The organism is Isoptericola jiangsuensis, assembly GCF_002563715.1.
GTDB classification, from domain to species: Bacteria; Actinomycetota; Actinomycetes; order Actinomycetales; family Cellulomonadaceae; genus Isoptericola; species Isoptericola jiangsuensis.
In genome coordinates this window covers 2,867,384-2,888,200 of record NZ_PDJJ01000001.1, presented here as the reverse complement: position 1 = coordinate 2,888,200, position 20,817 = coordinate 2,867,384, and the positions used below count along the sequence as shown (strand labels likewise).

15 protein-coding genes are annotated in these 20,817 nt (G+C 75.0%); 5 read left to right on the top strand and 10 right to left on the bottom strand.

The window, feature by feature from the left end; genetic code table 11:
- Positions 1–138 precede the first annotated feature (138 nt).
- The 10 genes from ATJ88_RS18590 to ATJ88_RS13090 form a co-directional block, all read right to left on the bottom strand.
- Complete coding sequence (locus ATJ88_RS18590) at positions 139–501, bottom strand: MoaD/ThiS family protein (protein ID WP_245852423.1); 363 nt, start codon at positions 499–501, stop codon at positions 139–141.
- A 2-nt stretch (positions 502–503) separates the two neighbouring features.
- Positions 504–1,589: a GTP 3',8-cyclase MoaA gene (gene moaA / locus ATJ88_RS13130; RefSeq protein ID WP_098464213.1), complete on the bottom strand. Its 1,086-nt coding sequence runs from the start codon at positions 1,587–1,589 to the stop codon at positions 504–506.
- A complete protein-coding gene (locus ATJ88_RS18380) occupies positions 1,586–1,861 on the bottom strand; it encodes a DUF6457 domain-containing protein (protein ID WP_098464212.1) in 276 nt (91 codons plus the stop codon). Before ATJ88_RS18380 ends, moaA begins: the two co-directional genes overlap by 4 nt.
- Entirely contained in the window at positions 1,858–2,463 is a 606-nt protein-coding gene (mobA, locus tag ATJ88_RS13120; RefSeq protein ID WP_098464211.1) for a molybdenum cofactor guanylyltransferase, read from the bottom strand. Before mobA ends, ATJ88_RS18380 begins: the two co-directional genes overlap by 4 nt.
- On the bottom strand, positions 2,460–3,695 hold the full coding sequence (locus ATJ88_RS13115) for a molybdopterin molybdotransferase MoeA (RefSeq protein WP_245852419.1): 1,236 nt from the start codon (positions 3,693–3,695) through the stop codon (positions 2,460–2,462). The genes mobA and ATJ88_RS13115 overlap by 4 nt, the downstream gene beginning before the upstream one ends.
- Positions 3,696–3,769: 74 nt before the next feature.
- The gene (locus tag ATJ88_RS13110; RefSeq protein WP_098464209.1) at positions 3,770–5,011 is read right to left on the bottom strand and encodes an MFS transporter; all 1,242 of its coding nucleotides are present in this window, start codon (positions 5,009–5,011) and stop codon (positions 3,770–3,772) included.
- Positions 5,008–5,772 carry a respiratory nitrate reductase subunit gamma gene (gene narI, locus ATJ88_RS13105; protein WP_425432679.1) on the bottom strand — a complete coding sequence of 255 codons (765 nt, stop codon included), beginning with the start codon at positions 5,770–5,772 and terminating at the stop codon, positions 5,008–5,010. The genes ATJ88_RS13110 and narI overlap by 4 nt, the downstream gene beginning before the upstream one ends.
- Entirely contained in the window at positions 5,763–6,473 is a 711-nt protein-coding gene (gene narJ / locus ATJ88_RS13100; protein WP_098464208.1) for a nitrate reductase molybdenum cofactor assembly chaperone, read from the bottom strand. Before narJ ends, narI begins: the two co-directional genes overlap by 10 nt.
- Positions 6,470–8,143 carry a nitrate reductase subunit beta gene (narH, locus tag ATJ88_RS13095; RefSeq protein WP_098464207.1) on the bottom strand — a complete coding sequence of 558 codons (1,674 nt, stop codon included), beginning with the start codon at positions 8,141–8,143 and terminating at the stop codon, positions 6,470–6,472. Before narH ends, narJ begins: the two co-directional genes overlap by 4 nt.
- A 34-nt stretch (positions 8,144–8,177) precedes the next feature.
- Positions 8,178–12,074: a nitrate reductase subunit alpha gene (locus tag ATJ88_RS13090; protein ID WP_098464206.1), complete on the bottom strand. Its 3,897-nt coding sequence runs from the start codon at positions 12,072–12,074 to the stop codon at positions 8,178–8,180.
- A 276-nt stretch (positions 12,075–12,350) separates the two neighbouring features.
- Here ATJ88_RS13090 and ATJ88_RS13085 point away from each other — a divergent pair, with 276 nt between their 5' ends.
- The 5 genes from ATJ88_RS13085 to nirD all read left to right on the top strand — a co-directional run bounded on the left by ATJ88_RS13085 (position 12,351) and on the right by nirD (position 20,816).
- On the top strand, positions 12,351–13,745 hold the full coding sequence (locus ATJ88_RS13085) for an MFS transporter (protein ID WP_098464205.1): 1,395 nt from the start codon (positions 12,351–12,353) through the stop codon (positions 13,743–13,745).
- Positions 13,742–15,964: a molybdopterin oxidoreductase family protein gene (locus tag ATJ88_RS13080; RefSeq protein ID WP_098464204.1), complete on the top strand. Its 2,223-nt coding sequence runs from the start codon at positions 13,742–13,744 to the stop codon at positions 15,962–15,964. The genes ATJ88_RS13085 and ATJ88_RS13080 overlap by 4 nt, the downstream gene beginning before the upstream one ends.
- Positions 15,961–17,604, top strand: a complete 1,644-nt coding sequence (locus ATJ88_RS13075) for an FAD-dependent oxidoreductase (RefSeq protein ID WP_098464203.1) — start codon at positions 15,961–15,963, stop codon at positions 17,602–17,604. The genes ATJ88_RS13080 and ATJ88_RS13075 overlap by 4 nt, the downstream gene beginning before the upstream one ends.
- Before the next feature lie 102 nt (positions 17,605–17,706).
- Positions 17,707–20,397, top strand: coding sequence for a nitrite reductase large subunit NirB (gene nirB / locus ATJ88_RS13070; protein ID WP_098464202.1), 2,691 nt, complete (start codon positions 17,707–17,709; stop codon positions 20,395–20,397).
- Positions 20,394–20,816: a nitrite reductase small subunit NirD gene (nirD, locus tag ATJ88_RS13065; protein WP_098464201.1), complete on the top strand. Its 423-nt coding sequence runs from the start codon at positions 20,394–20,396 to the stop codon at positions 20,814–20,816. The genes nirB and nirD overlap by 4 nt, the downstream gene beginning before the upstream one ends.
- The last annotated feature ends 1 nt before the right edge of the window (position 20,817 follow it).

Here is a 20,817-nt window from a genome sequence, read left to right as displayed (position 1 = left end):
GCGCGGCCGCGCTCACGGGCCCCAGGGGGCCCTCCGCTTCCGGTCTGACGACCGCGCGCAGACCCGCGGACCAGGAGCGTGGTGGTGCGTCGGGCACGCCCGCCCCATCACCGGCGAACGAAGCGACGAGCCCGACGGTCAGCCGCCGGCGAAGGGCGGCAGCAGGTCGAGGGTCGCGCCGTCGGGCACGACGTCGGCCGGCGCGGCGCGGCGGCCGTCGAGCAGCACGGAGCAGCGGGCGACGACGGGCTCGGCGGACGGCACGGCCGCCACGAGCTGCGCGACGACGTCGGCCACGGTCACGGCACCGGCACCGGCACCGGCACCGGCACCGGCACCGGCACCGGCACCGGCACCGGCTCCGGCACCGGCTCCGGCACCGGCGGCGGCGGCGTCGACGGCGACCGTCCGGTCGGGGAAGCCGAGCGCCGCGCGGGCGGCGGCGAAGCACCGCACCTGCACGGTTACCCGGACGGCGGGGCCGAGACCCGTGTCGCTCATCATCAGCCTCCGATCGCGCTCATGGTGCGTTCGGGCTGGCTGAACGTGGGGTCGTCCATGCCGTGCCCGGGGCCCTTGGCCCACATGGCGGCGCGCCAGCGGTCGGCCAGGTCGGCGTCGGTGGCTCCGGCGCGCAGGGGGCCGAGCAGGTCGGTCTCGGTGTGCGCGAACAGGCAGTCGCGGACGCCGCCCTCGGCGGTGAGACGGGTGCGTCGGCAGTCGCCGCAGAAGGGTTCGGTGACGGACGCGATGATGCCGACGCGGCCGAGGCGTCCGCCGGCGGGGGTGCTGACGACGAACCGTTCGGCGGGGGCGCCGTCGCGGGGCTCGACGTCGGGCGCGAGGGTGAAGCGCTGCCCGAGCAGCCCGCGCACCTCGGCGGCGGTGACCATGGCGGTGCGGTCCCAGGAGTGGTCGGCGTCCAGCGGCATCTGCTCGATGAACCGCAGCTCGAAACCGCGCTCCAGGCACCAGGCGAGCAGGTCGGCGGCGTGGTCGAGGTTGACGCCGCGCACGAGGACCGCGTTGATCTTGACGACGTCGAACACCTCGGCGGCGGCGGCGATCCCGGCGAGGGTGCGTTCGAGGAAGGGGCGCCGGGCGAGGGTGGCGAACGTGTCGGGGTCGAGGGTGTCGAGGGAGACGTTGACGCGGTCGAGCCCGGCGTCGCGCAGCGCGTGGGCGCGGGTGTCGAGCCCGACGGCGTTGGTGGTGAGGCTGATCTCGGGGCGGTGCTCCAGCGCGGCGACGTCGCGCACGATGTCGACGAGGTCGCGGCGCAGCAGCGGTTCCCCGCCGGTGAAGCGCACCTGCCGCACCCCGAGGTCGCGGGTCGCGACGCCGACCAGCCGGGCGATCTCGGCGCGGGTCATGGTGGCGTCGCGGGGCAGGGCGGGCAGCCCCTCGGCGGGCATGCAGTAGGTGCAGCGCAGGTTGCAGCGGTCCGTCAGGGACACGCGCAGGTCGGTGGCGACGCGCCCGAACCGGTCGACGAGCCCGGTGGTGGCGGGGCGGTCGGCGGGCAGGGCGACGGGCCGGGGGGCGCCGGTGGTGGGCAGCGCCGGGATCCCGAGGTCGACGAGCGTCATGGCGCCTCCGTGGCGGTGGGCTCCCAGGCGAGCGCGAGGCGGGCGGCGCGGTCCGCGGCGTCGTCGGCGGCGGTGCCCTGCGCGGCGGCGAGGCCGCGCGCGTAGCCGACGACGTAGGCGGTGACGGGTGCCGCGGGCCGGGCGACGCGGTGGGCGGCGTCCCGGGCGAGGTCGAGGACCTCGGTGACGTCGACGCTGCCCGCCGGCAGGCCGAGCTCGGACTCCAGGGCGCCCACCCAGCGGGCGAGCGAGGTGGGGGTGTCCTCGGTCATGGTGTGGCCTCCTCGGGTCGGCCGGTGCGGCGGGCGGCGAGCCTGGTGACATCCTCCCAGGTGTCGACGTCGTCGCTCACCCCGGCGGGGTCGTCGACCTCCACGAGGTCGAGCGGGGCGACGAGGCGGCGGACCGGGGCGCCGTGCACGGCGAGGGTCGTGGCGGCCGCCGTGAGGGCGTCGGTGCGGTAGAGGCCGGTGAGCCACTGCGCCCGCCCGGCGCGGCTGAGGTGGACGCCGTCGGCGTCCGGGTGGGCGGCGGCCGCGGTGACGAGGGGCCCGACGGCGGCGGGTGCGGCGGGCACGTCGACGGCGAGGAGGAGGACGTGCGCGGGCCGGTCGTCGCGGGCGAGCGCGGCCAGGCCGGCGGCCGTCCCGGCGACGGGGCCGCCGCGGGGCGGGTCCTCGCACGTCACGACCACGCCGGGCGGGACGGGCCCGATCTCGGGCGCGGGCCCGACGACGACGGTCCGTTCGGCGTCCGCGCAGGCCGCGAGCGCGCGGTCGAGCAGGCGTCGCGTCCCGACGACGACGCCGGGCTTCGGGGTGCCGCCCAGGCGGGTGGCCCGGCCGCCGGCGAGCACGATCGCGTCGTACCTCATCGGGGCTCCGGGAGGCGCAGCACGGGCAGCACGTCGCCGGGTCGCACCTGGTCGACGTTCGCGGGGACGACGGCGAGGGCGTCGGCGTCGGCGAGCGCGGACAGGTGGTGCCCGCCGGGTCCGGCGGGGGTGGCGCCGTCCGGTCCGAGCCGGACGGGCAGGACCTGCTCGGCGCCCGCGGGGGAGGTCCAGCCGGTGGCGGCGGGGACGGCGAGGGCGGGGTCGTCGGTGAGGCCGGCGAGCCGGCGGACGGCCGGCAGGACGTACAGCACGGTCGAGACGAAGGCGCTGACGGGGTTGCCGGGCACGGCGACCCAGGGGACGCCGTGCCAGGTGGCCAGGGCCTGCGGGCGGCCGGGTCGCATCGCGACGGCGGCCACGTCGACGGCGTCCGCGACGCCGGTGGCGAGCACCTCCCGGACGACGTCGGACGCGCCGGCGGAGACGCCGCCGGAGGAGACGACGAGGTCCACGGCGCCGCCGGGGGCCGTGACCCGGTCGAGGACCGAACCGAGCGCGGCCGCGTCGTCGGGGACGGCGCCGACGCGGACGACGTCGGCTCCTGCGGCACGGACCAGGGCGGCGAGCATGAGGGAGTTGGAGTCGGGCACGGTACCGGGCCCGCCGGTGCCGAGGGGAACGAGCTCCGACCCCGTCGAGAGCACCGCGACGCGGGGACGGCGCCGCACGGACACGGTGGTGACACCGGCCGCGACGGCCGCGGCGACCACGCCCGCGTGGACCGGGGCGCCCGCCTTGGCGAGCAGGGCGCCGGGCGGGACGTCGGAGGCGGTGCGGCGCACGTGGTCGCGCGCCTGCCGGGCGAGCGTGACGGTGCGTTCCGTCGACGGACCCCCCGCGACGAACCGCCCGGTGGAGGTGCGCTCGACGGGGACGACGGCGTCGAGCCCGGCGGGCAGGGGCGCGCCGGTCATGATGCGGACGGCGCCCCCGGTCCCGGTCGTCGCCGGGTCGGCGGGGCGGCCCGGCCGGACGTCCGCGAGGACCGGGAGGGTGACGGGCGTGCCGTCGGCGGGCAGGTCGGCGAGCCGGACGGCGTACCCGTCCATCGCGGCGTGGTCGAACCCGGGCACGGCCGTCGCGGCCACCACGTCGTCGGCGAGCGCGAGGCCGAGCACGGCCGGGTCGTCGAGCGCGACCTCGCCCGCGGGCACGGGAGACACCCGGGCCAGGACGGCGGCCCGGTGCTCGGCGATGGTGCGCGGGGTCACACCGGCCACGATAGGTGGCCCGTGTGTCCGCCATGGAGCGGCGCCCTCACAGTCGTCGCCGTGCCGTGGTGAGGTCATGACGCGTCGTGCGCCGCCACCCGCCGCCGGACCGGCCCGAGCGTGAACAGGAACGTCAGGGCGCCGGTCAGGGCGAGCAGGCCGAAGCCGAGGTCGTAGTCGCCCTTGCCGGCGTACACGGCGCCCATGATGAGCGGCGGGATGAAGCCGCCCAACCCGCCGGCGGCCCCGACGACGCCGGTGACGGCCCCCACCTGGTCGGCGGGCGCCATCTTGGCGACCAGGGCGAACGTCGCGCCGGACGACGCGCCGAGCCCGGCGGCCATGCCGAGGAACGCGATCGTGCCGCCGGGGACGAGAGCCGGCTGGAAGATGACGACGGACGCGAAGATCGTCACGACGGCGAAGCACCCGAGGGAGACCAGGACCGGGCCGAACCGGTCGGACAGAGTGCCGCCCACGGGCCGCATCACGACGGCGAGGACGACGAACCCGGCCGTGCGGAACGATGCGTCCGAGGGGGTCAGGTCGTAGGCGTTCTGCAGGAACGTCGGCAGGTAGACGCTGAACGCGACGAAGCCGCCGAAGCCCACGGCGTACAGCCAGGAGAGCTCGAGCGTCACGGGGATCTTCAGCGTCGCCCACGTGCGGGCCAGCATGCCGGGCGCGTCCGGCCCCGGGGGGACGCGCCAGGGCGACTCCTGGAGCAGGACCCTGGACACGAGCGCGAACGCCGCAAGGAACGCCGACACGATCCAGAACGGTGCCGCGTCGCCCCACGTGTCGCGGATCGGCACGGTCGTGAATGCGGCGATCGCGGTGCCGCCCATGCCTGCCCCGAAGATGCCGATCGCGGTGCCGCGTCGGGCCGGCGGGTACCAGGAGTTGACGAACGGGACACCGATCGCGAACGTGGTGCCGCCCAGGCCGAGGAAGAACCCGCCGACGAGCAGCAGCGCGAGGTTGTCGGCCACGAGCCCCACGAACAGGACGGGCACGATGGTCGCCGCCGCCGCGACCGGGAACACCACCTTCGCGCCGAGCCGGTCGGTCAGCGCCCCGACGGGGATGCGGCCGAGGGACCCGACGATGACCGGCACGGCGACGAGGACCGACACCTCGAAGTCGGAGAGGCCGTACAGGTCGCCGTACGTGTTCCCCAGGGGGCTGAGCAGGGCCCACGCCCAGAAGCAGATCGCGAACCCGACGGTCGCCAGCACGAGCTGGCGGGTCGCTCCGGGAGGGGCGGCGACGGCCGGGTCGGAGGTCGTGGTCGGGGGCAGCGGTGCGTCCGTCATCGTCTCTCCCGGGGCGTGGTGGGCGGTTCCCAGCCCGGCCGCGGGGTCCGGGCGCCGGAGCGGGTGGTCGTGTCGCGCGACCGGTACACGATGTACGGCCGGAACGGGTATGCGACGGGTGCGGAGAACGCGTGCACCAGCCGCGTGAAGGGCCACAGCGCGAACAGCAGCATCGCGACCGTGACGTGCACCTGGAACGCCAGCGGTACGCCCGCCATGAGCAGCGGCTCCGGCTGGAGCGTGAACAGCGTGCGGAACCACGGCGAGACGGTCTCGCGGTAGTCGTAGCCGTGGCCGCCCGCGAGGATCTGCGTGTGCACGGTCGCCCAGGCGCCCGACAGGATCGACGCGGCGAGCGCCACGTACATCGTCTTGTCCATGCGCGTCGTGGCCTGGAAGACCGGGCCGGTCGACCGGCGCCGGTAGATGAGGATGACCAGCCCGGAGACGAGCGCGAGGGCGCCGACCGACCCGAGCCAGGTCGCCAGGAAGTGGTAGGCGGCCTCGTTCACGCCCGCCGCCTCGGTCCACGACTTGGGGATCACCAGCCCCACGAAGTGCCCGGCGATCACCGCCAGGAGGCCGAAGTGGAACAGGGGGCTGCCGAGCCGCAGCAGCCGCTTCTCGTACAGCTCGCTGGAGCGGGTGGTCCAGCCGAACTTGTCGTACCGGTACCGCCACAGCGTGCCGACGACGAAGATCGCCAGGCAGGCGTACGGCACCACGACCCACAGCACGATCTGGTCGCCGGTCACGTCCACGGCAGGTCCCTCCCTCCGGGGGCGTCGGCCCCGTACCCGTCCAGCCCGACCGTCTCCGCCGGGGGTCCGGAGGCCACCAGGTCGGCGATCCGTTCCGCCGTCGCTGCGTCCACCGGCGCGAGGGTGAGGCACACGGCCTCGATCCCCGCCGTCCACGGCGAGCCGAGCGCTGCGAGCGCCGAGCGCAGCACCTCGATGCCGTCCCGGTGGGCGTCCAGCAGGGCGCCCGCGATCCGGGCACCGACCTCGCCCCCGCACGCCGACAGCTCCAGGACCGTCGGCAGATAGTCGGGCAGCTCGGTGCCGGTGGTCTCGAAGCCGGCGGCGCGGTAGGCCTCGACGAACCGCACCAGGGCGGCGCCACGGCGCCGGGTGTCGCCCGCCGCGTAGTACGACAGGTACATGGAGCAGCGCCGTCGCAGGTCGAACGTCGCCACGTAGTCCGCCTGGAGGGCACGCTGGTCGCCGTCCAGGAGCGTCGCGGCGAGCCCGTCCAGCCGGTCCCGCACCGGGGCGGGCAGCGCTGCCACGGCGGGCCGCACCTCGGCGGCGGCTGCCAGGGTGTCGTCGTCGGGGTAGGCGAGCAGCAGGGAGGCCGCCATGTGGGCGCGGGCCCGGGCGGCGTCGTCGAGGCGCACCGGGTCGAGCGTGTCGAGCCGGGCCGCGCGGACGCCGGGCCGGGGCAGGAACGCGAGCCTCATGACGTCCCCCGGCGGTCGTCGGTGCCGGACTCCTCGCCGGGCGGGAACAGCCCGTCGGGGCGGCCGTTGCCGTCCCAGTTGAGCAGGTTCACCCGTCCCGGGGTGGAGGGGCCGTAGGGCGAGTCCGCGGTCTGCCGGTTCGCCAACGCGTGGAAGTTCTCCACCGCGACCGGTGTGGGCTGCCCCGACGACGACCCGAACGGCCCGCCGCCGCCCATGCCGGGACCGCCGTCGTAGTCCAGAGAGCAGGCCATCTCCTCCAGCTCGCCCGCGATCTCGGCGTGCGCCGTGGGGATGACGTACCGCTCGTCGTACTTCGCGACGGCCAGCAGCCGGTACATCTCCCGGATCTCGTCGCCGGACATGCCGACGGCCGCCGGGACGTCCTCGGGCAGCGCGTGGCCGAGGTTGACCTCACGCATGGCGGCGCGCATCGCCGCGAGCCGCCGCAGCACCTTCTCCACCGGCCCGGTGTCGCCCGCCGTGAACAGTCCCGCCAGGTACTCCAGCGGGATCCGCATCTGCGAGATCGCGGCGAACAGGGTGCGACCGTCCTCCCCGTCGTTGCCGGAGGACGCCACGACGTCCACCACCGGGGACAGCGGCGGGATGTACCAGACCATCGGCAGCGTGCGGTACTCCGGGTGCAGGGGCAACGCCACCTCGTAGTCGTGGATGAGCCGCCACACCGGCGAGCGCTGCGCGGCGTCGACCCAGTCGTCCGGGATGCCGTCACGAAGGGCGGCGGCCACGACCTCGGGGTCGTGGGGGTCGAGCAGCACGGACCGCTGCGCCGCGTACAGGTCGTGCTCGTCGGGGGTGGCCGCGGCCTCGCCGACCCGGTCCGCGTCGTACAGGACCAGCCCCAGGTAGCGCAGGCGTCCCACGCACGTCTCGGAGCAGACGGTCGGCTGCCCGACCTCGAGGCGCGGGTAGCAGAGCGTGCACTTCTCGGCCTTGCCCGTCTTGTGGTTGAAGTACACCTTCTTGTAGGGGCAGCCGGTGACGCACATGCGCCAGCCGCGGCACTGGTCCTGGTCCACCAGCACGATGCCGTCCTCGGCCCGCTTGTACATCGCGCCCGACGGGCAGGAGGCCACGCAGGCCGGGTTGAGGCAGTGCTCGCAGATGCGCGGCAGGTAGAACATGAACGTCTTCTCGAGCTCCGTGGCGACGTGCGTGCCCATGTGCTCCAGGACCGGGTCGCCCTGCACGGTGGCCGTCGACCCGCCGAGGTCGTCGTCCCAGTTCGCCGACCACCGGATGGCCATGTCCTCGCCGGTGAGGAGCGACTTCGGCCGGGCGACCGGCGTGTGCTCCTGCGCGGGGGCGGACAGCAGCATGTCGTACTCGTACGTCCACGGCTCGTAGTAGTCGTGGATGTCGGGGAGCTTCGGGTTGAAGAAGATCGACGCGAGCTTGCGCCAGCGCCCGCCCGCCCGCAGCGTCAGCCGCCCGGACCGGGTGAGCCGCCACCCGCCGTGCCAGCGCTCCTGGTCCTGGTAGGTGCGCGGGTAGCCGAGGCCGGGCCGGGTCTCCACGTTGTTGAACCACACGTACTCCGTGCCGGTGCGGTTCGTCCACGCCTGCTTGCACGTCACCGAGCACGTGTGGCAGCCGATGCACTTGTCGAGGTTCATGACCATCGACATCTGCGCCATGACCTTCATCGGATCGACCTCCGGGCGGTGGCACGGGTTGGGGTCACGAGTACCGCACCTCCTGCGAGCGCCGCCGGATCGTCGTGATCTCGTCGCGCTGGTTGCCGGTCGGGCCGATGTAGTTGAACGCGTACGTGAGCTGCGCGTAGCCGCCGGCCAGGTGGGTGGGCTTGAGCAGGATGCGCGTCAGGGAGTTGTGGATGCCGCCGCGCTGCCCGGAGGTCTCCGTCAGCGGCACGTCCACCGTGCGCTCGGTCGCGTGGTACATGTACACCGTGCCCTCCGGCATGCGGTGCGACACGACCGCGCGGGCCACGACGACGCCGTTGCGGTTCACCGCCTCGATCCACTCGTTGTCCTCGACGCCGATCTTCGCCGCGTCGGCGGGACTCATCCAGATGTTCGGTCCGCCGCGCGACAGCGACAGCATGAACAGGTTGTCCTGGTACTCCGAGTGGATGGACCACTTGGAGTGCGGGGTGAGGTAGCGCACCGCGACGGTGGCGTGCCCGTCCGCCTCGCCCACCGTGCCGGGCACGGGGGAGTCGCCGAACAGGCGGTGCATGTCCAGCGGCGGGCGGTAGACGGGGAGCTGCTCGCCCAGCTCGACCATCCAGTCGTGGTCGAGGTAGAAGTGCTGACGGCCGGTGAGGGTGTGCCACGGCTTGAGGTGGTCGACGTTGACCGCGAAGGCCGTGTACCGGCGGCCGCCGTGCTCCGACCCGCTCCACTCGGGCGACGTGACGACGGGGACGGGGCGGGCCTGCGTGTCGGAGAACGTCACGAGCTTGCCCTGCTCGTCGCGGGCCAGGTGCGCGAGCTCGCGACCGGTGCGCCGCTCCAGGTGCTCGAACCCTTGGACGGCGAGGCGCCCGTTGGACGTGCCGGACAGGGTGAGGATGACCTCGCACGCCTGGACGTCCGTCTCGATCTTCGGGCGGCCCGCCGTCGGGCCGGTCGCGACCGTGCCGTTGCGCCGGCCGAGCGACTGCACCTCGGCGTCGGGGGTGAACTTCACGCCCTTGGTCATCATGCCGACCGAGTCGGTGAGCGGCCCGAGCGACGCCATCCGGGCGGCGAACGCCGGGTAGTCCCGCTCCACCACGGCCAGCTTCGGCATCGTGACGCCGGGGACCAGCTCCCGCTCGGTGACGGGCACCCCGGGGTCCGGCACCGTGCCGTGCGGCATCGCGAGCTCGTCGGGGGTGTCGTGCGCCAGCGGGGACGCCACCAGGTCGTGCCGCACCCCCAGGTGCGTCTCCGCGAGCCGCGAGACGTCCTTGGCGATGGTGTGGAACATCGCGAAGTCGGTGCGGCACTGCCACGGCGGGTCGATCGCCGGGCTGAACGAGTGCAGGTACGGGTGCATGTCCGTGGAGGACAGGTCGTGCTTCTCGTACCAGGTCGCCGCAGGGAGGACGACGTCGGAGTACAGCGTCGTGCTCGTCATGCGGAAGTCGGCGGTGACGAGCAGGTCGAGCTTGCCGCGCGGCGCCTCGTCGCGCCACACCATCGACCGCGGCCGCCGGTCCGGGCCCGACTCCTCGGCCCGCACCGCGGACTCCGCGCCGAGCAGGTGCTTGAGGAAGTACTCGTTGCCCTTCGCCGACGACCCGAGGATGTTGGACCGCCACACGTTGAGCACCCGCGGGAAGTTCTCCGGGGCGTCCGGGTCCTCGACCGCGAACCGCAGGTTCCCGGCCTTCAGCTCGTCCACCACGTGCTGAGCCGGCTCCTTGCCCGCGGCCCGCGCCTCGTCCACGAGGTCCAGCGGGTTGCGGTCGAACGTCGGGTACGCGGGCATCCACCCGCGCTGCACGGACTCCACGAGGGCGTCGGCGGTCGTGCGGCCCGCCAGCACCCCCTTCGCCAGCGGGGACGCCAGCGCGTCCGCGGGCAGGCCGTCGTACCGCCACTGGTCGGTGGCCAGGTAGAGGAACCCCGTGCCGATCGTCTGCCGCGGCGGACGCACCCAGTCCAGCCCGCCCGCGTACTGCGCCCACCCCGTCACCGGGCGGCACTTCTCCTGCCCGACGTAGTGCGCCCAGCCGCCGCCGTTGACGCCCTGGCAGCCCGTCACCGTCGTCAGCGTGAGGAACGCCCGGTACGTCGCGTCGCCGTGGAACCACTGGTTCGTGCCCGCGCCCATGATGATCATCGAGCGGCCACCGGAGTCCAGGGCGTTCTGCGCGAACTCCCGCCCGATCCGCTCCGCCTGCGGCGCCGGGACGCCCGTCAGCTCCTCCTGCCACGCCGGCGTGCCCGGCGTGCTCGCGTCGTCGTAGCCGGTGGGCCACTCGCCCGGCAGGTCCAGGCCGGGGCGCGCCACCGCGTACTGCGCGAGCAGCAGGTCGAACACCGTCGTGACGAGGTGCCCGCCGACCTCCCGCACCGGCACCCCGCGCCGCACCACGCCCGCGCCGCCCAGGTGCGCCGCCTCGTCGTCGGCGTCCTCGGGGACGAGGTCGAAGCGGGGCAGCAGGAGCTCGACGGTGCGGGGCGAGGCAGCGCCCGGGGTGGCGGGGGACCCCGCCCGCTCGAATGAATCGGTCGCTGCGCTCCCTCTGCTCTCGCGGTCATGGTCCCCCGCCACCCCGGCCTCGCCCGCGACCACCCCGCCGACGTCCGCCACGGACAGCACCGGGTCGACGTCGCCGAGGTCCAGGTTCCAGAGGCCCTCGTCGGCGTCGCCGTAGCGGTGTCCGAGCGTGCCGTTCGGGACGACGGGCGTGCCGTCCGCGTCGAGCAGGACAGTCTTGAAGTGGTTGTTCGCCATCGTCGACGCGCCCGGCAGGACGTCGTCCGTCAGGTCGGCGGCGGTGAGGAACTTGCCGGGGGTGTACGCGCCGTCGTCGGCCGCGTCGAGGCGGACGAGGAACGGGGCGTCCGCGAACCGCTTGAGGTACGCCTCGAACGGGGCCGTACGCCGCTCGACGAGGAACTCGCGCAGCACGACGTGCCCCATCGCCAGGGCGAGGGCGCCGTCGGTGCCGGGGTGCGGCGCCATCCACTCGTCGGCGAACTTCGTGGCGTCGTTGAAGTCCGGGTTGACGGTGACGACCTTGGTGCCGCGGTAGCGCGCCTCCGCCATGAAGTGGGCGTCCGGGGTGCGGGTGACGGGCACGTTGGAGCCCCACAGGACGAGGTAGGACGAGTTCCACCAGTCCGCCGACTCGGGGACGTCGGTCTGGTCGCCGAACACCTGCGGGCTCGCGACGGGCAGGTCGGCGTACCAGTCGTAGAACGACAGCATGGTGCCGCCGAGCATCTGCACGAACCGCGCGCCGACGCCGTGCGACACCATGGACATCGCGGGGATGGGGGAGAACCCGGCGATCCGGTCGGGGCCCCACCGCTTGATGGTGTGGACGTGCGCCGCCGCGACCAGCTCGGACACCTCGTCCCACGTGGCGCGCACCAGGCCCCCGCGTCCGCGGGCGGCCTTGTAGCGGGCGGACACCTCGGGGTCGGACGTCACCCGCTCCCACGCGAGCACCGGGTCGCCGCCCACCTCCGCCTTCGCGGCGCGGTACGCCGCCAGCAGGACGCCGCGCACGTACGGGTAGCGCACCCGGGTGGGGGAGTAGGTGTACCAGGAGAACGCCGCACCGCGGGGACAGCCACGCGGCTCGTACTCCGGGGAGTCGGGACCCACCGACGGGTAGTCCGTCTGCTGCGTCTCCCACGTGATGATGCCGTCCTTGACGTACACCTTCCACGAGCACGAACCCGTGCAGTTCACGCCGTGCGTCGACCGGACGACCTTGTCGTGCGACCACCGGTCCCGGTAGAACACGTCACCCTCACGTCCGCCGTGCAGGAACAGCTGGCGCAGGTCCTCGCTCGTCTCCCCGCGCCGCAGGTGGCGGCCCAGCCGCAGCAAGGGGTCCTTGCCGTCCCCGGCAGGTGCGGACGGAGGTGCCTGCGTGCGGTGCGACATCGCGTACTCCCTGCTGCTGGGACGGGCGAGGGTGCTCCCAGCAGTGAAACCCGGCGCGCCGGATCGTGCATCGCGAACCGTGTTCTCACAGCGCGCCGGATCGTGGTGAGAGTTTCGGCTCATGGGGATTTCACGCCCCGGCGCCGCGGGGCGAAACACCCGCTCCCTAGCGTCGTCCTCACCGGCACGACGTCGCGCCGGTCCGGGCGGCGGCGACCTCCGCCCCCGGGACCCCGCCCGGCGTCGTCGGGCACGAGCACGCGAGGGAGAACGACGATGGTTGCTCCGACGAGCGGCACCGCCCCCGCCGAGACGGTGCCGGAGGGCACCGCCGGCACCGACGCCACCCCGGTCGCGCCGCCGCGCCGGCCCGTCCACCGGTCCGGCCGGTGGATCGACCACTGGGACCCCGAGGACACCGTGTTCTGGCGGGACGGCGGACGCCGGATCGCCCGCCGCAACCTGGCGGTCTCCGTGTTCGCCGAGTTCCTCGGGTTCTGCGTGTGGGCCGTCTGGTCGATCGTGGTCCCGCAGCTCCCGGCCGCCGGGTTCGCGCTGACCGCCGACCAGATGTTCTGGCTGATCAGCCTCCCGGCGCTCGTCGGCGCCACGCTGCGCATCCCCTACACCCTGGCCGTGCCGGTGTTCGGCGGCCGCAACTGGACGGTCGTGTCGGCCCTGCTGCTGCTGGTCCCGACGCTCTCGCTCGCCTGGGTGGTGCAGCACCCGGGCACGCCGTTCGGCGTCCTGCTGGCCGTCGCGGCGCTCGCGGGCTTCGGCGGCGGCAACTTCGCCTCGTCGATGGCGAACATCTCGTTCTTCTTCCCGGAGAAGGAGAAGGGCGCGGCGCTGGGGTGGAACGCGGCCGGCGGCAACATCGGCACCGCCGCGGTGCAGTTCGTGGTCCCGCTGGTCATCGCCACGGGCGCGGGGCTGGCGCTGCAGAACGCGGGCCTGGTGTTCGTGCCGTTCGTGCTGCTCGCCGCGATCCTCGCGTGGCGGCTCATGGACAACCTCGGCACCGCGAAGGCCGACCCGCGGTCGTTCGGCGCGGCGGCGCGCGAGAAGCACACGTGGGTCATCTCGTTCGTCTACATCGGCACGTTCGGCAGCTTCGTGGGTTTCGCCGGGGCGTTCCCGACGCTGCTGGCCCGTGAGTTCCCCGAGGTCACGCTCTCGCTCGCGTTCCTCGGGGCGCTGGTGGGGTCGCTGAGCCGGCCGGCGGGCGGCTGGGTCGCGGACCGCCTGGGCGGGGCCCGGGTCACGCTCGTGTCGTTCGCGGTGATGATCGTCGGGGCGCTCGGTGCCATCACGGCCCTCGGCAGCGGCTCGTTCGGCCTGTTCTTCGGCTCGTTCCTGCTGCTGTTCGTCGCCACGGGCGTCGGCAACGGCTCGGTGTACCGGATGATCCCGGCCGCGTTCCGGGTCGCGAAGCAGGGCCAGGACCCCGCGGTCACGGCGAAGCTCGCGGCCGGCTGCATCGGCATCGCCGGTGCCGTGGGCGCGTTCGGCGGGTTCCTCATCCCGCGCGGCTTCGCGATGTCGACCACCGCGACGGGCTCCCTCGTCCCCGCCCTGTGGGTCATCGTCGGGGTCTACGCGGTGATGGCCGTCGTCACGTGGGCGACGTACGGCCGCCGGGGCGGCGTCATGGGAGCGGCCCGGGTATGACCGCCACCTCCGCCGCGCCGGCGCAGACCCATTGCCCCTACTGCGCGCTGCAGTGCGGCATGGCGCTCACGCCCGCCGGGGAGCCGCTCGCGGCCCCCGACGGGCGTGCGCCCCTGCCCGTGACCGTCGCCCCGCGCGACTTCCCGACCAACGCGGGTGGCCTGTGCCAGAAGGGCTGGACGAGCGCGAGCGTGCTCACCGTGCCGGACCGGATCACCACCCCGCTGCTGCGCGGCCCCGACGGCGAGCTGGCCCCGGCGAGCTGGGAGGCGGCCCTCGACGTCGTGGCGGCCGGGGTGCGCCGCGTCCAGGCCGCGCACGGGCCGGACGGCGTCGCGGTGTTCGGCGGCGGTGGCCTGACCAACGAGAAGGCGTACGCGCTGGGCAAGTTCGCCCGCACCGTGCTGCGCACGTCCCGCATCGACTACAACGGCCGGTTCTGCATGTCGTCGGCCGCGGCGGCGGGCAACCGCGCGTTCGGCGCCGACCGTGGCCTGCCGTTCCCCCTCACCGACCTCGGCGGGGCGCAGGCGGTGCTGCTGCTGGGCTCCAACCCGGCCGAGACGATGCCGCCGTTCGTGCAGCACCTCGCCGGTGCCCGGGAGGCGGGCGGGCTCGTCGTGGTCGACCCGCGGCGGTCCGCCACGGCCCGGCTGACGGACGACGACCAGGGGATCCACCTCCAGCCGGTGCCGGGCACCGACATGGTGGTGCTGCTCGCCCTGACCCACGTGGTGGTGGCCGAGGGCCTGGTGGACCGGGCGTTCGTCGACGAGCGCACGACCGGGCACGACGCCGTCGTGCGTGCCGTCTCCGCGTGGTGGCCCGAGCGGGCGGAGACGGTGTGCGGCGTCCCCGCGCCGACGCTGCGCCGGGTGGCGCGCCTCCTGGCCGCGGCGTCGCCGGCGCGGGGCGGGCGCGGGGCGTACGTGCTGACGGGCCGCGGGGTCGAGCAGTCGGCGCAGGGTACGGCCACGGTGACGGCAGCGATCGACCTGGCGCTGCTGCTGGGGCTGGTGGGGCGGCCGGGGTCCGGCTACGGCTGCCTCACGGGGCAGGGCAACGGGCAGGGCGGGCGCGAGCACGGCCAGAAGTCGGACCAGCTGCCCGGGTACCGCAAGATCGACGACCCGGCCGCCCGCGCCCACGTGGCCGCGGTGTGGGGTGTCGAGGAGTCCACGATCCCGGGACCGGGGCTGCCCGCCGTGGCGCTGCTCGACGCGCTCGGGCGGCCCGGCGGGCCGCAGGCGCTGTTCGTCCACGGGTCCAACGTGCTGGTCTCCGCCCCCAACGCGGACCGGGTGCGCGAGCGCCTCGCCGCCCTCGACCTGCTGGTGGTGTGCGACTTCGTGCCGTCGGAGACGGCGATGCTGGCGGACGTCGTGCTGCCCGTGACCCAGTGGGCGGAGGAGGAGGGCACGATGACGTCCCTGGAGGGCCGCGTCATCCGTCGCCGGCAGGCCGTCGACGCCCCCGGCGAGGCCCGCTCCGAGCTGTGGATCCTCGCCGAGCTCGCCCGCCGCCTCGGCTCGGACGTCGCCTTCCCGACCGAGCCCGCCGTCGTGTTCGACGAGCTCGCCCGCGCCTCGCGCGGCGGGGTCGCCGACTACTCCGGTCTGTCGCACGCGCGCCTCGACGCCGACGAGGACGCGGGCGGCGCGGGCCTGTACTGGCCGTGCCCCGCGCCGGGGCCGGACGGGGCCGAGCACCCCGGCACGCCCCGGATGTTCCTCGACGGGTTCCCCACGCCCGACGGCCGGGCCCGCCTGGTGGCCGTCGACCACCTCGGCCCCACCGACGACGTGCGCGCCGACGCGCCGACCTACCTCGTCACCGGGCGGGTGCTCCAGCACTACCAGTCCGGCGCCCAGACGCGCCGCGTGGCCGAGCTCGACCGGCTCGTGCCCGAGCCGTACGTCGAGATCCACCCGTACCTCGGCCTGCGGGTCGGGGTCGGCGACGGCGAGCGGGCCCGGGTGCGGTCCGTGCGCGGCGAGGTCGAGGCGGTCGCCCGCTGGACCGACGCCGTGCGGCCCGAGGTCGTGTTCATGCCTTTCCACTGGGGCGGCACCGGCAGCGTCAACCGGGTCACGAGCGACGCCGTCGACCCCGTCTCCGCCATGCCCGAGTTCAAGGTGTGCGCGGTCGTCGTCGAACCGGCGACGCCCCCGCGGCCCGTCACCGGATCCCGTCCCGACCCCCAGGAGGTGCCGGCATGAGTCTCCACGTGCCGCTGAAGGTCGTCGTCGTCGGCCACGGCATGGTCGGCTCCCGGTTCGCCGACGAGCTGGTGCGCCGCAGCCCCGACGCGTTCGACGTCACCGTGCTCGGCGCCGAGCCGTACGAGCCGTACAACCGCGTGCTCCTCAGCGACGTCGTCGCGGGGCGTACCGAGGTCGCGTCCCTCGGCATGCCGGAGGTCGCGGGCGAGCACGTCACGGTGCTGCGCGGCGTCACGGCCGTCGCGGTCGACCGGGCGGCGCGCACGGTGACCGACGCCTCCGGCGCGGTGCACCCCTACGACCACCTCGTCCTGGCCACCGGCTCGCAGGCGCGCGTCGTCCCGCTGCCCGGCCTCGTCGACGACGCCGGGCGCACCGTGCTGCCGGGTGGCGTGCACGCGCTGCGGGACCTCGACGACGCCCGCGAGATCGTCGCGGCGACCGTCAACGCGACGCGGGCGGTCGTCGTGGGGGGCGGGGTGCTGGGCGTCGAGGCGGCGTACGGCCTGGCCGCCCGCGGGCTGGAGGTGACGCTGGTCGACCCGTCGCCCGCCCCGATGCACCGCCAGCTCCACGCCGACGCCGGTGCGGTCCTGGCCGCGGGCCTGGCGGCGAGCGGGGTCACGGTGCGCTGCGGCGTGCGCCCCACCGAGGTGCTGGTCGCGGGCGGGCGCGCGGTGGGGGTGCGGGTCACGGGTCGGGCGCCGCACGGTGCGGAGGAGGTCGTGGCCGCGGGTCTCGTCGTGCTCACCACGGGCACGGTGCCGCGCACCGACCTCGCCCGCCGGGCGGGCCTGGAGGTCGACCGTGGGGTCGTCGTCGGGCACGACCTCGCGACGCCGGACGACCCCCGGGTGTGCGCGATCGGCGACTGCGCGCAGCCGCCGGAGGGGTCCCGGGGGCTGGTGGCCGAGGGCTGGGACCAGGCGCGGCGCCTGGCCGACCGGCTCGCGGGCCTGGTCGCCGCCCGCGCCGCCGCGGCGCACCGGTCGGACGGGCCGCGCGAGCACCTGCGCCTCCCGCACGCCGACGCCCGGCCGTCGATGGCGGTGCGGCTCGGCACGCTGCTCGCGTCCCGCACGCCGACGGACGCGGGGATCGACACGCGCGGCACCGACGTCGTCAAGGTCAAGGCGGGTTCGCTGAGCGTCGTCTCGATGGGGGCGTGCGGCGCGGGTCGCGCGCCCGTCGACGGCGAGCGCGCGGTGCGGCTGCACGACCCGGCGGGCGGCCGGTTCGTCGAGGCCGTCGTGGCCGGCGGGGTGCTCGTGGGCGCGACCTGCGTCGGGGACGCCCGCGTCGCCGCCGACCTCACCGCGGCGTACACGCGCCGCACGCCGACGCCGGTGGACCCCGCGCACCTGCTCCTCACCGCCGTCATGCCCGGCGCGGAGCCGGCGACGTCGCCCGAGCACATGCCCGACGACGCCACCGTGTGCCGCTGCAACGGCGTCACCAAGCACGACATCACCGCGTGCTGGGACGCGGGCGCCCGGTCCGTGCCGGAGATCGCCGGGGCGACCCGGGCGACCACCGGCTGCGGCGGCTGCCGGGACGCCGTCTGCGGGCTGGCCCGGTGGCTGGGCTCCACGCGGGTCGACGACGAGCCCGCCCGACCCGACCGGGCGCACGTGTGACGCGTTCCTCTCACCGCGACGCCGGCCGGAGTGAGCAAGATGTTCGGCAGGGGTAACCGCCCCCTGACGGGACGGTCATCGCGGCTGCCTACCGTCGAGGACATGACCAGCGAGCCCCGCACCCCCGTCCCGGCCGGCACCCGGCGTCACGTCGTCGTCGTCGGCGGCGGCATGGTGGCGCAACGCTTCGTCGAGGCGCTCCGCGCCCGCGACGACGCCGGCGCTTGGCGCGTCAGCGTGTTCGCCGAGGAGCCGCGCAAGCCGTACGACCGCGTGGGCCTCACCCGCTACTTCGAGGTCCGCGACCCGGAGGAGCTCACCCTGGGCGACCCGGCGCTGTGGGACGACCCGCTCGTCACCCTGCACCGCGACTGCCGGGTCGACTCGATCGACCGCGAGGCGCGCACCGTCACCGACCGCCTCGGCCGGGTGCACGCCTACGACGAGCTCGTCCTGGCGACCGGGTCCAGCGCGGCGATGCCGCCGATCCCCGGCCACGAGCTGCCCGGCGTGTTCGTGTACCGCACGATCGACGACGTGGCCGCGCTGCGCGGCTGGGTCGAGGCGAAGCGTGAGGCCGGCCGGGTCGAGACCCGCGGCGGCGTCGTCACCAGGCCCGTCCGCGGCGCCGTCATCGGCGGCGGTTTGCTCGGCCTGGAGGCGGCGGGCGCGCTCAAGGCGCTCGGTGCGCAGGCGACCGTGATCCAGTTCGGCACGCACCTCATGGACGTGCAGGTGGACCTCGGCGGCGGGCAGGCGCTCCAGCGCCTCATCCGCGACAAGGGCATCGCGGTCCGCGCGAGCACCGCCACCGACCAGATGCGCCCGCACCGGCGCAGCGGGCACGTCGGCCGCCTGGACTTCGCCGACGGCGGGCGGCTCGACGTGGACGTCGTGGTCGTGGCCACCGGGGTGCGCCCCCGCGACGAGCTGGCCCGCACCGCGGGGCTGGAGATCGGCGCCCGGGGCGGCGCCGTCGTCGACCTGACGTGCCGCACGGCCGACGAGCACGTGTGGGCGATCGGCGAGGTCGCGTGCATCGAGGGGCGCTGCCTGGGCCTGGTCGCGCCGGGCAACACGATGGCGGAGGTCGTCGTCGACCGGCTGCTGGGCGGCGAGGCCGAGTTCCCCGGCGCGGACACCGCGACCAGGCTCAAGCTGTCGGGCGTCGACGTCGCGTCGTTCGGCGACGCGCACGGCCGCACCGAGGACTGCGTCGAGGTCGTGTGGGCCGACCCGACGGCGGGCGTCTACAAGAAGCTCGTCCTGTCCGACGACGCACGGACCCTGCTCGGCGGGGTGTTCGTCGGCGACGCGGCCCCGTACGCGTCCCTGCGCCCCATGCTCGGGGCGGAGCTGCCGGGCGACCCGGCGGCCTTCCTGCTGCCCGAGGGCGCCGGCGCGGCACCCGAGCTCGAGCTGCCCGACGAGGCCAACGTCTGCTCCTGCAACAACGTCTCGGCCGGCACGATCCGCGGCGCGGTGACCGACCACGCCTGCACCTCCGTCGGCGAGGTCAAGGCGTGCACGCGGGCCGGCACCACCTGCGGCGCCTGCCTCCCGCTGGTCAAGAAGCTCACCGAGACGCAGATGGCCAAGGCCGGCATCCAGGTCTCCACCGCGCTGTGCGAGCACTTCGAGCTGTCCCGCGCCCAGCTCTTCGACGCCGTCCGCGTCGCCGACCTGCACACGTTCAGCGAGATCATCGCCCGGTTCGGCCGCGTGCCCGACGGCGCACGGGACGCCGGCCGCGGCTGCGACATCTGCAAGCCGGTCGTCGCGTCCGTCCTGGCCAGCCTCGGCAACGGCCACATCCTCGCCGGCGAGCAGGCCACCCTGCAGGACACCAACGACCACATGCTCGCCAACATGCAGAAGGACGGCACCTACTCGGTGGTCCCGCGCATGCCCGGCGGCGAGGTCACCCCCGAGGGCCTCATCGTCGTCGGGCAGGTCGCGAAGGACTTCGGCCTCTACACGAAGATCACCGGCGGCCAGCGCATCGACATGTTCGGCGCACGCGTCGAGCAGCTCCCGCTCATTTGGCGGCGGCTCGTCGACGCCGGGTTCGAGTCCGGCCACGCCTACGGCAAGTCGCTGCGCACCGTGAAATCGTGCGTCGGGTCCACCTGGTGCCGGTACGGCGTCCAGGACTCCGTCGGCATGGCCGTCGAGCTCGAGCTGCGATACCGCGGCCTGCGCTCCCCGCACAAGCTGAAGATGGGCGTCTCCGGGTGCGCCCGCGAGTGCGCCGAGGCCCGCGGCAAGGACGTCGGCGTCATCGCCACCGACAAGGGCTGGAACCTGTACGTCGGCGGCAACGGCGGCCAGACCCCCAGGCACGCGCTCCTGCTCGCCGAGGACCTCGACACCGCCACCCTGCTGCGCACGATCGACCGGTTCCTCATGCTCTACGTCCGCACCGCCGACCGCCTCCAGCGCACCGCCCCCTGGGTCGAGGAGTACGAGGGCGGGCTCGACGCGATCCGCCGGGTCGTCCTGGAGGACTCCCTGGGCATCGGCGCCGACCTCGACGCCGCGATGGCCCGGCACGTCGGCGACTACGAGGACGAGTGGAAGGCCGTGCTCGACGACCCCGACAAGCTCGCCCGCTTCGGCTCGTTCGTCAACGCGCCGGCCACCCCCGACCCGACGCTCGCCTACGTGCCCGAGCGCGGCCAGAAGCGCCCCGCCACCCCCGACGAGGTCGCCGCCGGCCCCGCGGGACCCGTCGACCCGTCCCTCGTCGGCCCCGTCCTCGTGGCCGGCCCCACCCTGGAGGTGCGCGCATGACCGCCGTCCCCGCCACCGACGCCGACGCCCCGGCCCGCCCCGCGGCCGACCCCACCGCCGTGACCTGGACGGCCGTGTGCCCGCTCGACGCCCTCGTCCCCGAGCGGGGGGCCGCCGCGCTCCTGGAGCGCCGCGACGGCACCACCGTCCAGGTCGCGCTGTTCCGCCTGCTCGACGACACCGTCCTCGCGGTCCAGCAGCTCGACCCCTACTCCGGCGCGCACGTGCTCTCCCGCGGGATCGTCGGCACCCGCGGCGGCGCACCCACCGTCGCCGGACCCGTCTACAAGCAGGTCTTCGACCTGCGCACCGGACGCTGCCTCGACACCGGCGGGAAGTCGCCCCGCCCCGGCCACGACGACCACCTGGAGCCCTTCCCCGTCGACGTGCGCGACGCCGTCGTGCACGTGGGGGTCTGAC

Excerpts from the sequence above, each read along its gene's own strand:
- ATJ88_RS13110 (WP_098464209.1), bottom strand. The coding sequence starts at position 5,011 with ATGACGGACGCACCGCTGCCCCCGACCACGACCTCCGACCCGGCCGTC.
- ATJ88_RS18380 (WP_098464212.1), bottom strand. The coding sequence starts at position 1,861 with ATGACCGAGGACACCCCCACCTCGCTCGCCCGCTGGGTGGGCGCCCTG.
- ATJ88_RS13090 (WP_098464206.1), bottom strand. The coding sequence starts at position 12,074 with ATGTCGCACCGCACGCAGGCACCTCCGTCCGCACCTGCCGGGGACGGC.
- ATJ88_RS13075 (WP_098464203.1), top strand. The coding sequence starts at position 15,961 with ATGAGTCTCCACGTGCCGCTGAAGGTCGTCGTCGTCGGCCACGGCATG.
- nirB (WP_098464202.1), top strand. The coding sequence starts at position 17,707 with ATGACCAGCGAGCCCCGCACCCCCGTCCCGGCCGGCACCCGGCGTCAC.
- ATJ88_RS13085 (WP_098464205.1), top strand. The coding sequence starts at position 12,351 with ATGGTTGCTCCGACGAGCGGCACCGCCCCCGCCGAGACGGTGCCGGAG.
- ATJ88_RS18590 (WP_245852423.1), bottom strand. The coding sequence starts at position 501 with ATGAGCGACACGGGTCTCGGCCCCGCCGTCCGGGTAACCGTGCAGGTG.
- narH (WP_098464207.1), bottom strand. The coding sequence starts at position 8,143 with ATGAAGGTCATGGCGCAGATGTCGATGGTCATGAACCTCGACAAGTGC.
- ATJ88_RS13080 (WP_098464204.1), top strand. The coding sequence starts at position 13,742 with ATGACCGCCACCTCCGCCGCGCCGGCGCAGACCCATTGCCCCTACTGC.
- nirD (WP_098464201.1), top strand. The coding sequence starts at position 20,394 with ATGACCGCCGTCCCCGCCACCGACGCCGACGCCCCGGCCCGCCCCGCG.
- moaA (WP_098464213.1), bottom strand. The coding sequence starts at position 1,589 with ATGACGCTCGTCGACCTCGGGATCCCGGCGCTGCCCACCACCGGCGCC.
- mobA (WP_098464211.1), bottom strand. The coding sequence starts at position 2,463 with ATGAGGTACGACGCGATCGTGCTCGCCGGCGGCCGGGCCACCCGCCTG.
- narJ (WP_098464208.1), bottom strand. The coding sequence starts at position 6,473 with ATGAGGCTCGCGTTCCTGCCCCGGCCCGGCGTCCGCGCGGCCCGGCTC.